Consider the following 12,380-nt stretch of genomic DNA (forward strand, 5'->3'; position numbering starts at 1 on the left):
CTGCCCGCCCGCCGCGACGGGCCGCAGGCCCTGGATCGGCGCGCCCAGCTTGCCATCCGCTGCCACCAGCCGCAGGCGGCCGGGCTTCTCGGTGACCACGAAACGGCCCTCCGGCAGGAAGGCCACGCCCCAGGGGCTCTCAAGACCGGAGGCGACGGTTTCGGCACGCACTTGCGCCATGGCCGCGCCAGCCAAGCCGCAACCGGCGAGCACCACGAGGCTTCCCAGGGAGCGACGAAAGGAGAAATTTCGCAAGTTCATGAAGATTTCCTGAATTTGAGGCCGTCTTGACAACAAATGGAATGCACATATCGACTTTTAAGACTTCGAAGTCATATCGGCCGAGGTGTTTACATTCGAATCCTTATGCCGCATAAACGTTCACCGTTACATTTTTTCTTCCGCCAGATCGAAAAAGTCCATGTAAATCAATGGTTTACGCACGCCTTCAACAATTCAGATTAAATTGACATAACTGCGCGTCATCAATATCCTACGCGCCATGCGTTTTTTCGTCCTACCCGTATCCCTCCTGTTCGCCGTGGCCGTCCACGCCGCCCCCCCTCAACAGGATCGATCGGATGAGATGGACCGAATCCTTGCCGAACGCGGCCTGGTCGGCCAGTTCCATCAGGTTCGCCAGACCGTCGCAGAGCGCACGTCCGACCTCGTCGTGACCGCCATCGGTTTCCTCGGCGTTCCTTACCGCCGTGGCGGCAACACCGCCGAATCCGGTTTCGACTGCAGCGGCTTCGTCCGCGCCATGTACAACCAGACGGTGGGCCACGTGCTCCCGCGCCGCGCCGAAGAACAGGCCGCCGCCACCGAGAAGATCGACCGCAGCCAGCTCAAGCCCGGCGACCTCGTGTTCTTCAACACCATGCGCCGCACCTTCAGCCACGTCGGCATCTACGTCGGCGAAGGCAAGTTCATCCACTCCCCCCGCTCCGGCGCCCAGGTCCGTGTCGAAGACATGAACGGCAGCTACTGGCAACGTCGCTTCGACGGCGCCCGCCGCGTGCTCAGCGGCCAGGGCGACGAGGTCAAGGCTGCGGCCATGTCCAACGCCAGCGACTGATTCGATTTCCCCGAATCCCGGACGAAAAAAATCCCGCCGCGGCGGGATTTTTTGTGGGCGCCAGTTCGGCGCCCTTCTTATATGTCGCTCAGGCCTTCTTCGCCGGCGGCAGGTCCGTGCAGGTGCCGTGCGCCACTTCCGCCGCCATGCCGATGCTTTCGCCCAGCGTCGGGTGCGGGTGGATGGTCTTGCCGATGTCGATCTCGTCCGCGCCCATCTCGATGGCCAGCGCGATCTCGCCGATCATGTCGCCGGCATGCGTGCCGACGATGCCGCCACCCAGGATGCGGTGTGTCTCGGCGTCGAACAGCAGCTTGGTGAAGCCTTCGTCGCGGCCGTTGGCAATGGCCCGGCCCGACGCGGTCCACGGGAAATGGCCCTTCTTGACCTTGATGCCTTCGGCCTTGGCCTGGTCTTCCGTGAGGCCGACCCATGCCACTTCGGGGTCGGTGTAGGCCACGCTGGGGATCACGCGGGCGTTGAAGGCGGCGCTGGAGAGCTCCTTGTCACCCTTCTGCTCGCCGGCAATCACTTCGGCCGCCACGTGCGCCTCATGCACCGCCTTGTGCGCCAGCATGGGCTGGCCCACGATGTCGCCGATGGCGAAGATGTGGGGCACGTTGGTGCGCATTTGGATGTCGACCGGAATGAAGCCGCGATCGCTCACCGTGATGCCGGCCTTCTCGGCGCCGATCTTCTTGCCGTTCGGGCTGCGGCCCACGGCCTGCAGCACGAGGTCGTACACCTGCGGTTCCTTCGGCGCGTTCTCGCCCTCGAAGGTGACCTTGATGCCTTCCTTCGTGGCTTCGGCGCCGACCGTCTTGGTCTTGAGCATGATGTTGTCGAAGCGCGGCGTGTTCATCTTCTGCCAGACCTTCACCAGGTCGCGGTCGGCGCCCTGCATCAGGCCGTCGAGCATTTCGACCACGTCCAGGCGTGCGCCCAATGTGGAATACACGGTGCCCATTTCGAGGCCGATGATGCCGCCGCCCAGGATCAGCATGCGCTTGGGGTCGGTGCCCATCTCGAGCGCGCCGGTCGAGTCGACCACGCGCGGGTCCTTCGGCATGAAGGGCAGGCTCACCGACTGCGAGCCGGCCGCGATGATCGCGTTGCGGAACTTGACGGTCTGCTTCTTGCCGGTGGTGTCCCAGCTCGTGCCGGAGGTCTCTTCGACTTCCAGGTGGTACGGGTCGATGAAGTTGCCGACGCCGCGCAGCACGGTCACCTTGCGCATCTTGGCCATGGCCGTGAGGCCGCCGGTGAGCTTGCCCACCACCTTGTTCTTGTGGCCGAGCAGCTTGGCGCGATCGACCGTGGGCGCGGCGAAGCTCACACCCAGGTCGGCGAAGTGCTTCACCTCGTCCATGACGGAAGCCACGTGCAGCAGCGCCTTCGACGGAATGCAGCCGACGTTCAGGCACACGCCGCCGAGTGTGGCGTAGCGTTCGATCAGCACGACCTTCAGGCCGAGGTCGGCTGCGCGGAAGGCAGCCGAGTAGCCGCCGGGGCCGGCACCGAGCACGACCACGTCGCACTCGACATCGACCTTGCCGCCGTAGGTGGACGCCGCCACGGGCGCTGCGGCGGCCGGAGCCGGTGCAGCCGCCTTGGGCGCGGGCGCAGCAGCCGCAGGTGCGGGCGCTGCGGCAGCCGGCGCAGGCGCGGCGGCCCCGTCGACTTCGAGCGTGAGCACGACCGAGCCTTCCTTGACCTTGTCGCCCACCTTCACGGCCAGCGACTTCACCACGCCGGCGGCCGACGAGGGAATCTCCATCGAGGCCTTGTCCGATTCGACCGTGATGAGCGACTGCTCGGCCTTGACCGTGTCGCCGACGTTGACCAGCACCTCGATCACCGCGACTTCGTCGAAGTCGCCGATGTCCGGCACCTTGATGTGTTGTTCGCTCATTTGGACACTTTCAGTTTGAGTGTGAGAACGTCGGCCGGCAGGGCCGAATTGCGATCGAATTCGCAGGCGGCGGCGATGCCCGCCTCCGCCACGTCGCGCGCGTTGCGCGACTTGTTGTCATAGGCCGCGTGCATGGCGCCGAGCGCAAAGCTGCGTCCCGAGCCGATGGCCCAGTACTGCTTGAACTCGAACACCTCGCGGTAGCTGTAGATGCCGTAGATGCCGCTCGGATTGGCCAGCAGCATCGTGAACTGGCTCGACTCGTAGGGCTCGTGCTCGTCTTCCTTGGTCTGCATGAAGAACGAGTCCTTCAGCACCGGATGCAGCAGCGTGAAGGTGTGGAACACCTCGTGCTTGCTGCCGAACTGCAGCGCCTCGCGCGGTTGGGCCGCCAGCGCATGCTGGAGCACCAACTGGTGCGCGGCGGCGCCCGCCACCGCGAACAGGCTCTGACCCGCGGCATCCTCGACGGTGAAGATCTTCTGGTTCGCTTCGGCGTTATGCGACATGCGCGTGTCGCCGAAGGTCACCAGCGAGTCTGCCGCCATCGTGACCTGGCCGCCTTTGCGGACGGCCACTACGGTGGTCATAGCAGGATGCGGCGGTAGTCTGCGAGCACTTGCCCCAGGTAGGCGTTGAAACGCGCAGCCAGGGCGCCATCGATCACGCGGTGGTCGTACGACAGCGACAGCGGCAGCGTGAGGCGCGGCACGAACTGCTTGCCGTCCCACACCGGCTTCATCTGACCCTTGGAGAGGCCGAGGATGGCCACTTCGGGGGCGTTGATGATGGGCGTGAAGTGCGTGCCGCCGATGCCGCCGAGCGAGCTGATCGAGAAGCAGCCGCCCTGCATGTCGGCCGAGCCGAGCTTGCCGTCGCGCGCCTTCTTGGCGAGTTCGCCCATCTCGGCGCTGATCTGCAGGATGCCCTTCTTGTCGGCATCTTTCAGCACCGGCACCACGAGCCCGTTGGGCGTGTCGGCCGCGAAGCCGATGTTGTAGTACTGCTTGTAGACGAGCTGGTCGCCGTCCAGGCTGGTGTTGAAGTCGGGGAATTTCTTCAGCGCCGCGACCACCGCCTTGATCACGAAGGCCAGCATCGTGACCTTGATGCCCGACTTCTCGTTCTCCTTGTTGGTGGAGACGCGGAAAGCCTCGAGCTCGGTGATGTCGGCTTCGTCGTTGTTGGTGACGTGCGGGATCATCACCCAGTTGCGGTGCAGGTTCGCGCCGCTGAGCTTCTTGATGCGCGACAGGTCCTTGCGCTCGACGGTGCCGAACTTCGTGAAGTCGACCTTCGGCCACGGGATGAGGCCCAGCGCCGCGCCGTCGCCACCACCACCGGCCGGCGCCTTGGCCGCCGAGGCCTTGGTGCTGGCCTGGCCGCTCATCACGGCCTTGGTGAAGTTCTGGACGTCTTCCTGCGTGATGCGGCCCTTGAGACCGGAACCCTTGACCTCTTCGAGCGGCACGCCGAGTTCGCGTGCGAACTTGCGCACCGAGGGCGAGGCGTGCGGCAGGCTGCCGGTGGGAGCCGACGTCGGCTGGTGGGCCGGGGCGGCTGCAGCAGGTGCTGCGGCGGCCGGCGCAGGTGCGCTGGCGGTTGCTGCGGCGGGCGCGGCAGCCGCAGCCTGTGCCGGCGCGGGTGCTGGTGCCGCGGCGCCTGCGGCGCCTTCGAGCACCGCGATCAGGTCGCCGATGTTGACGGTGTCGCCCACCTTGACCTTGAGTTCCTTCAGCACGCCGGCGGCCGACGACGGGATTTCCATCGACGCCTTGTCCGACTCCACCGTGATCAGCGACTGCTCGGCGGCGATGGTGTCACCCACCTTCACCAGCAGCTCGATGACCGCGACGTCCTTGAAGTCGCCGATGTCCGGCACCTTGATGTCGACCGGGCCCGAAGCAACCAGTGCGGCTGCGGCGGGCGCAGGCGCTGCAGCAACCGGAGCGGGTGCCGCGGCAGCAGGCGCAGCGGCCGGCGCCGGGGCGGCGGCAGCCGCGCCCTCGGCCTCGACCACCAGCACCACCGAGCCTTCCTTGACCTTGTCGCCCACGGCGACCTTGATTTCCTTGACCACACCGGCCGTGGACGACGGGATTTCCATCGACGCCTTGTCCGATTCGACCGTGATGAGCGACTGTTCGGCCTTGACCGTGTCGCCCACCTTCACGAGCACCTCGATCACCGCGACTTCATCGAAATCGCCGATGTCCGGCACCTTCACTTCCACTGCTGCCATATCGTTGTCTCCCGCCGTCAGGCGCCGTTCGTTCGTTGGTTGTTGATGTTCAAGCGTAAAGCGGGTTGACCTTGTCGACATTGATGCCGTACTTCTTGATCGCTTCCACCACCTTGGCCACCGGCACGGTGCCATCTTCGCTCAGCGCCTTGAGCGCGGCCACGACGATGTAGTGACGATTGATCTCAAAGTGTTCGCGCAGCTTGGCGCGGAAGTCGCTGCGGCCGAAACCGTCGGTGCCCAGCACCTTGTAGTTGCGGCCCTTCGGCACGAACGGACGGATCTGTTCGGCGTAGGCCTTCATGTAGTCGGTCGAGGCGATCACTGGGCCGGTCGAGGCACCGAGCTGCTCGGCCACGAAGGGCACGCGCGGCGTCTGGTCGGGGTGCAGCAGGTTCCAGCGGTCGGCGTCCTGGCCGTCGCGGGTCAGCTCGTTGAAGCTCGGGCAGCTCCACACCGAAGCCGACACGCCCCACTCCTTCTCGAGCAGTTCCTGTGCGGCAAAGCTCTCGCGCAGGATGGTGCCGCTGCCCAGCAGTTGCACGGTCGGTGCTTCCTTGGCGCCCTTGGCGGCCTTGACCACCGGGCCCTGCTTGGACAGGTACATGCCCTTGATGATCTGCTCTTCGGTGCCGGGCTGCAGGCCGGGCATCGCGTAGTTCTCGTTGAGCAGCGTCAGGTAGTAATAGACGTTGTCCTGCTTCTCGACCATGCGCTTCAAGCCGTGGTGCAGGATCACGCCGACTTCGTGCGCGAAGGTCGGGTCGTAGCTCACGCAGTTCGGGATGGTGTTGGCCAGGATGTGGCTGTGACCGTCTTCGTGCTGCAGGCCTTCGCCGTTCAGCGTGGTGCGCCCCGAGGTGCCGCCCAGCAGGAAGCCGCGGGCCTGCATGTCGCCGGCCGCCCAGGCCAGGTCGCCGATGCGCTGGAAACCGAACATCGAGTAGTACACGTAGAACGGCACCATGATGCGGTTGTTCGTGCTGTACGACGTGGCCGCCGCGATCCAGCTGGACATGCCGCCGGCTTCGTTGATGCCCTCTTGCAGGATCTGGCCGGCCTTGTCTTCCTTGTAGTACATGACCTGGTCCTTGTCGACCGGGGTGTACTGCTGACCGTGCGGGTTGTAGATGCCGATCTGGCGGAACAGGCCTTCCATGCCGAAGGTGCGGGCCTCGTCCACCAGGATGGGCACGACGCGTGGGCCCAGGGCCTTGTCGCGCAGCAGCTGCGTGAGGAAGCGCACGTAGGCTTGCGTGGTCGAGATCTCGCGGCCTTCGGCCGTGGGCTCCATCACCGCCTTGAAGGTGTCGAGCGAGGGCACCGTGAAGCTCTCGTCGGCCTTCACACGGCGGTGCGGCAGGTAACCGCCCAGGGCCTTGCGGCGCTCGTGCAGGTAGCGCATTTCCGGCGTGTCGTCGGCCGGCTTGTAGAACGGCAGCTCGGCGATCTGGCTGTCGGGAATCGGGATGTTGAAGCGGTCGCGGAAGGCCTTGATGTCCTCGTCGCCGAGCTTCTTGGTCTGGTGGACCGTGTTCTTGCCTTCGCCGATCTTGCCCATGCCGAAGCCCTTGACGGTCTTGACGAGCAGCACCGAGGGCTGGCCCTTGTGGTTCTGGGCGGCGTGGAAGGCGGCGTACACCTTCTGCGAGTCGTGGCCGCCGCGCTGCAGGTTCCAGACCTCGTCGTCGGTCAGGTGCTCGACCATCTTCAGCGTGCGCGGGTCGCGGCCGAAGAAGTTCTTGCGCACGTACGCGCCGTCGTTGGCCTTGAACGACTGGTAGTCGCCGTCGTTGCACTCCATCATGATCTTGCGCAGCGCGCCGTCATGGTCCTTCTCGAGCAGCGCGTCCCAGCCCTTGCCCCAGATGAGCTTGATGACGTTCCAGTTGGCGCCGCGGAACTCGCCTTCGAGCTCCTGGATGATCTTGCCGTTGCCGCGCACCGGGCCATCCAGGCGCTGCAGGTTGCAGTTGATGACGAAGATCAGGTTGTCGAGGTTCTCGCGCGCGGCCAGGCCGATGGCGCCCAGCGATTCGACTTCGTCCATTTCGCCGTCGCCGCAGAACACCCAGACCTTGCGGTTCTCGGTGTTGGCGATGCCGCGGGCGTGCAGGTACTTCAGGAAGCGCGCCTGGTAGATCGCCATCAGCGGGCCCAGGCCCATCGACACCGTGGGGAACTGCCAGAACTCGGGCATCAGCTTCGGGTGCGGGTAGCTCGACAGGCCCTTGCCGTCCACTTCCTGGCGGAAGTTGAGCAGCTGGTCTTCGGAGAGGCGGCCTTCGAGGTAGGCGCGGGCGTAGATGCCGGGCGACACGTGGCCCTGGATGTACAGCAGGTCTCCGCCGTGGTTTTCGCTCTCGGCGTGCCAGAAGTGGTTGAAGCCGGCACCGAACATGCTGGCCAGCGACGCGAAGGAGCCGATGTGGCCGCCCAGGTCACCGCCTTCGGGCGGGTGGATGCGGTTGGCCTTGACCACCATGGCCATGGCGTTCCAGCGCATGTAGGCGCGCAGGCGCTGTTCGATCTCGAGGTTGCCGGGGCTGCGGGCTTCCACGCCCGGCTCGATGGTGTTCACGTAGCCGGTGTTGGCCGAGAACGGCATGTCGACGCTGTTCTGGCGCGCATGTTCGAGCAGTTGTTCGAGCAGGAAGTGCGCCCGCTCGGGCCCTTCGCTCTGGATGACGGAAGACAGTGCATCCATCCATTCACGCGTCTCCTGGGCGTCCGCATCGTTTGCGGCCGAGCCGAACAGGTTCTCGGGATTTGCCGACATGCTTGTCTCTCCTTTTAGGGCTGTGGCTGTAATTTAGTGCGCTGGGCACCGAGCGCGCCGGAGTTTCTCATAGAAGTTTCCCTATTTCAAATAGTGCTTGTTGATTTCTTATTGTGAAATATCAAGGAAGCACGTCCCCGGCAGGGCCTCTTGCCCGCGAGGGCCATCACCTAAACTCCGCCCATGCCCCTTTCCTCCCCGCTCGCGGTCGCCCGCAGTGCCGTCAAAGCCTCGCCGCTGTCCTGGTGGCGCACGTGGTGGCGCAAGCAGACACCCGTGCTGCAGGACGCCGTCGCGATGCTCGCGCCGATGGCGGCCGTGCTGCTGTTTCTCGCGGCCATCGTGTCGGCGTTCTGGTACCTGCGCTCCGAAGAAGTCGAGCGCGAGCAGGAGTCGGTGCGGCGCGATGTCGAGTACGCGCAACAGCGCATGCGACTTCGCCTGCTGGAGCGGCAGGAACAGCTGATGCGCATCGCGCGCGATGCCTCCAACCGCGAGATCGATCCGGTCGAGTTCACGAGCCGCGCCGAGTCGCTGGTGAGCCAGTTCCCCGAGCTGCAGACCATCAGCTGGATCGACGACCGCCGCCGCTTCAAGGCCGGCTATGCCGCGCCCAGCGTGCATCCGGCGCAACAGCACCTGATCGGCGACGTGCTGCGCCCCGGTGACATCGAAAGCAATTACGCCTTGGCGCGCGAACTGCGCCAGCCGGTGTACTCGCAACCCGTGGCCGGCGGCGAGCCGGCCGCGATGCTGCAGCTGCACATCCCGCTGTTCGACCAGGGCCTGTTCGCCGGCGTCGTGCTCGGCGAGTTCTCGATCGACGGCCTGCTGCGCTACGGCATGCCCTCCGAAGTGCAGGCGCGCTACGCCGTGTCGCTGCTCGACGCCAAGGGCAACGTCATCGCCGGCAACACCACGCCGCTGAAGAACAGCGGCACCCGCCTGCTGCCCTGGACCGAAGCCACCAACGAATACGAAGTGCCGGTGTCGCCCGTGGGCAATGCGCTGATGCTGCGCGCGCAGGCCTACCGCACCTCGCAGGGGGTGGTGGGCAACGGCCTCTTCTGGCTCGTGTGCGCCCTCAGCGTGATGACCAGCTGGATGCTGATCGGCACCTGGCGCCACACGCGCCGCCGCCTGCAGGCGCAGCAGCGGCTCGTGGCCGAAACCAACTTCCGCCGCGCAATGGAAAACTCCATGCTCACCGGCATGCGCGTGCTCGACCTGCAAGGCCGCATCACCTACGTGAACGCCGCGTTCTGCGCCATGACGGGCTGGAGCGAAGACGAGCTGGTCGGCCAGACGCCGCCCTTCCCCTATTGGCTCGAATCCGACCGCGAGGTGATGAACGAGCGCCTCGAAGAAGAACTGCACGGCCGCGCCCTGCCCGGCGGCTTCCAGGTGCGCGTGAAGCGCAAGAACGGCAGCGTGTTCAACGCCCGCCTGTACGTGTCGCCGCTGATCGATGCGCGCGGCCACCAGACCGGCTGGATGACGTCGATGACCGACATCACCGAGCCGACGCGCATCCGCGAGCAGCTGTCCGCCTCGTACGAACGCTTCACCACCGTGCTCGAGGCGCTCGACGCTGCTGTTTCGGTGGCACCCATCGGCAGCGAAGAACTGCTGTTCGCCAACAAGCTGTACCGCCTGTGGTTCGGCTCCGACACCGTGGGCCACCTGGGCATGGTGGCGCAAGCCGGCGTGCCGCCGTCGAACGCGCACGACGAAGGCCTGGACGACGTCGACCCCTACGCCGGCCTGCCCATCGACACCCTCACCGCCGCCCAGACCGCGAACAACGAAATCTTCGTGCCGCACCTGGGCAAGTGGCTCGAGGTGCGCTCGCGCTACCTGACCTGGGTCGACGGTCGCTTGGCGCAGTTGGTGATCGCCACCGACATCACGCCGCGCCGCGACGCCGAAGAGCAGGCCGCCGCGCAGGCCGACAAGGCCCAGGCCGCGAGCCGCCTGATCACCATGGGCGAAATGGCGTCGAGCGTGGCGCACGAGCTGAACCAGCCGCTCACCGCCATCGCCAACTACTGCAACGGGATGATGTCGCGCATCAAGGGGCAGACGATCGACAACGACGCCCTGCTCGCCGCGCTCGAGAAAACCTCGAAGCAGGCGCAGCGCGCGGGCCAGATCATCCAGCGCATCCGCTCCTTCGTGAAGCGCAGCGAACCCAACCGCACGCCGGCCGACGTCGCCACCATGGTGAGCGAGGCGGTCGAACTCGCGGGCATCGAGCTGCGCCGGCGCAACGTGCGCCTGAACCACTACGTGGCCGCGCGGCTGCCGGTGGTGCGCGTCGACCCGATCCTCATCGAGCAGGTGATGGTCAACCTGCTGAAGAACGCGGCCGAATCCATCGACATCGCCGACCGCCCGCTGGCGCGCCGCAGCGTCGAGCTGCGCGTGCTGCCCAAGGTGATCGAGGGGCACAATGCCATCGAGTTCTCGGTGCAGGACACGGGCAAGGGCCTCTCGCCCGAGGTCATGGACCGGCTCTACGAGGCCTTCTTCTCCACCAAGCCCGAGGGCATGGGCATCGGCCTCAACCTGTGCCGCACCATCGTCGAGTCGCACCGCGGCCGGATGCAGGCGGAGAACATCTACAATGGCCCGGATGTGATCGGATGCCGTTTTTCCTTCTGGATTCCGGTGTTGGACGCTATCAGTTCCGTAGCAAGCGACGAGGCAAAGGTACCTGCATGAGTTTGATTCCGAAGAAGGGCACGGTCTATGTCGTCGATGACGACGAAGCCGTACGCGATTCGCTGCAATGGCTGCTCGAAGGCAAGGACTACAGAGTCCGCTGTTTCGAGTCCGCCGAATCCTTTCTCTCCCGATACGACCCGCGCGAAGTCGCCTGTCTGATCGTCGATATCCGCATGGCCGGCATGACCGGCCTCGAATTGCAGGATCGGCTGATCGAACGGCGTTCTCCGTTGCCGATCGTGGTCATCACCGGCCACGGCGACGTGCCGATGGCGGTCGACAGCATGAAGAAGGGCGCCATGGATTTCATCCAGAAGCCCTTCAACGACGAAGAGCTGGTGTCACTGGTCGAGCGCATGCTCGAGCACGCACGCGGCGCCTTCACGCAGCACCAGCAGTCGGCCAGCCGCGACGCGCTGCTGTCCAAGCTCACCGGCCGCGAGGCGCAGGTGCTCGAGCGCATCGTCGCCGGCCGCCTGAACAAGCAGATCGCCGACGACCTGGGCATCAGCATCAAGACGGTGGAGGCGCACCGCGCCAACATCATGGAAAAGCTCAACGCCAACACCGTGGCCGATCTGCTCAAGATCGCGCTCGGGCAAGCGGCCCCAGCCGCCAAGGCCTCCTGAGCCGCAGCTATCCCTGCGATAGCCACGCACCTTCCCCACGCCTGCGCAAGCGGGCGTTTTTACTTGGAAAATCAAAACCGATGACCGCCCAACTGATCGACGGCAACGCTCTCGCCAAAACCATCCGCGCCGAGGTGTCCGGCCGCACCGCTGCGCTGAAGGCCCGCGGCGTGAACCCGGCCCTGTCCATCATCCTGGTGGGCAGCGATCCGGCGAGCCAGGTCTACACCAAGCACAAGGTCAACGACAGCACCGAGACCGGCCTCTCGGCCACCCTCGAGACCTACCCCGCCGACCTGAGCGAGGCCGACCTGCTGGCGCGCATCCGCGCCCTCAACGACGACCCGAAGGTGCACGGCATCCTCGTTCAGTTGCCGTTGCCCAAGCACATGGACAGCCAGAAGGTCATCGAGACCATCTCGCCCGCCAAGGACGTCGACGGCTTCCACGTGGCCAGCGCCGGCGCGCTGATGACCGGTGCCCCCGGCTTCTGGCCCTGCACGCCGCACGGCTGCATGAAGATGCTCGAATCGATCGGCTACGACCTGCGCGGCAAGCACGCCGTGGTCATCGGCCGCAGCAACATCGTCGGCAAGCCGATGGCCATGATGCTGCTGGCCAAGAGCGCCACCGTCACCATCTGCCACAGCGCCACGAAAGACCTGGGCGCCCTCACGCGCCAGGCCGACGTGGTCGTCGCCGCCGTGGGCAAGCTCGACCTGCTGACCGCCGACATGGTCAAGCCCGGCGCGGTCGTCATCGACGTGGGCATGAACCGCAAGGCCGACGGCAAGCTGGCCGGCGACGTCGATTTCGACGGCGTGAAGGAAGTGGCCGGCTGGATCACCCCCGTGCCCGGCGGCGTCGGACCGATGACGCGCGCCATGCTTCTGGTCAACACCCTTGAAGCGGCCGAACGCGCCGCAAGATAAGAAACACCCCGTTGTTGGCTCACTGCGTGTAGCCGCCTCCCCCTCAAGGGGCACCACCAGCGGCCCGGCAAGGCCGTTCCG

At 65.7% G+C, this 12,380-nt stretch carries 9 protein-coding genes; 4 read left to right on the forward strand and 5 right to left on the reverse strand.

What is annotated here, in order from left to right; genetic code table 11:
• The coding region (locus AC3WQR_RS16870) for a PQQ-dependent sugar dehydrogenase (RefSeq protein ID WP_492742949.1) at positions 1-180 on the reverse strand (180 nt) is incomplete at its 3' end.
• A gap of 322 nt (positions 181-502) precedes the next feature.
• Here AC3WQR_RS16870 and AC3WQR_RS16875 point away from each other — a divergent pair.
• On the forward strand, positions 503-1,078 hold the full coding sequence (locus tag AC3WQR_RS16875) for a C40 family peptidase (RefSeq protein WP_492734847.1): 576 nt from the start codon (positions 503-505) through the stop codon (positions 1,076-1,078).
• 88 nt (positions 1,079-1,166) lie between these two features.
• Here AC3WQR_RS16875 and lpdA read toward each other — a convergent pair whose 3' ends face one another.
• Genes lpdA through aceE form a run of 4 tightly spaced genes read right to left on the reverse strand, consistent with a single transcriptional unit; the run spans position 1,167 to position 8,011 of the window.
• On the reverse strand, positions 1,167-2,990 hold the full coding sequence (lpdA, locus tag AC3WQR_RS16880; RefSeq protein WP_492742897.1) for a dihydrolipoyl dehydrogenase: 1,824 nt from the start codon (positions 2,988-2,990) through the stop codon (positions 1,167-1,169).
• Positions 2,987-3,580 (reverse strand): Ntn hydrolase family protein, encoded by a 594-nt coding sequence (locus AC3WQR_RS16885; RefSeq protein WP_159276485.1) that lies wholly within the window; start codon positions 3,578-3,580, stop codon positions 2,987-2,989. The genes lpdA and AC3WQR_RS16885 overlap by 4 nt, the downstream gene beginning before the upstream one ends.
• A complete protein-coding gene (gene aceF, locus AC3WQR_RS16890; RefSeq protein ID WP_307586929.1) occupies positions 3,577-5,232 on the reverse strand; it encodes a dihydrolipoyllysine-residue acetyltransferase in 1,656 nt (551 codons plus the stop codon). The genes AC3WQR_RS16885 and aceF overlap by 4 nt, the downstream gene beginning before the upstream one ends.
• 49 nt (positions 5,233-5,281) lie before the next feature.
• The gene (aceE, locus tag AC3WQR_RS16895) at positions 5,282-8,011 is read right to left on the reverse strand and encodes a pyruvate dehydrogenase (acetyl-transferring), homodimeric type (RefSeq protein WP_062479935.1); all 2,730 of its coding nucleotides are present in this window, start codon (positions 8,009-8,011) and stop codon (positions 5,282-5,284) included.
• Positions 8,012-8,194: 183 nt separating this feature from the next.
• Here aceE and AC3WQR_RS16900 point away from each other — a divergent pair, with 183 nt between their 5' ends.
• The 3 genes from AC3WQR_RS16900 (at position 8,195) to folD (ending at position 12,299) form a co-directional block, all read left to right on the forward strand.
• Positions 8,195-10,735, forward strand: a complete 2,541-nt coding sequence (locus tag AC3WQR_RS16900) for a PAS domain-containing sensor histidine kinase (RefSeq protein WP_062479933.1) — start codon at positions 8,195-8,197, stop codon at positions 10,733-10,735.
• Complete coding sequence (locus tag AC3WQR_RS16905; RefSeq protein ID WP_056580071.1) at positions 10,732-11,367, forward strand: response regulator transcription factor; 636 nt, start codon at positions 10,732-10,734, stop codon at positions 11,365-11,367. The genes AC3WQR_RS16900 and AC3WQR_RS16905 overlap by 4 nt, the downstream gene beginning before the upstream one ends.
• An 80-nt stretch (positions 11,368-11,447) precedes the next feature.
• Positions 11,448-12,299, forward strand: a complete 852-nt coding sequence (folD, locus tag AC3WQR_RS16910; RefSeq protein WP_062479931.1) for a bifunctional methylenetetrahydrofolate dehydrogenase/methenyltetrahydrofolate cyclohydrolase FolD — start codon at positions 11,448-11,450, stop codon at positions 12,297-12,299.
• Positions 12,300-12,380: the final 81 nt, after the last annotated feature.

The sequence above is a fragment of the Variovorax sp. FW305-3-2-15-B-LB1 genome, from assembly GCF_058787635.1.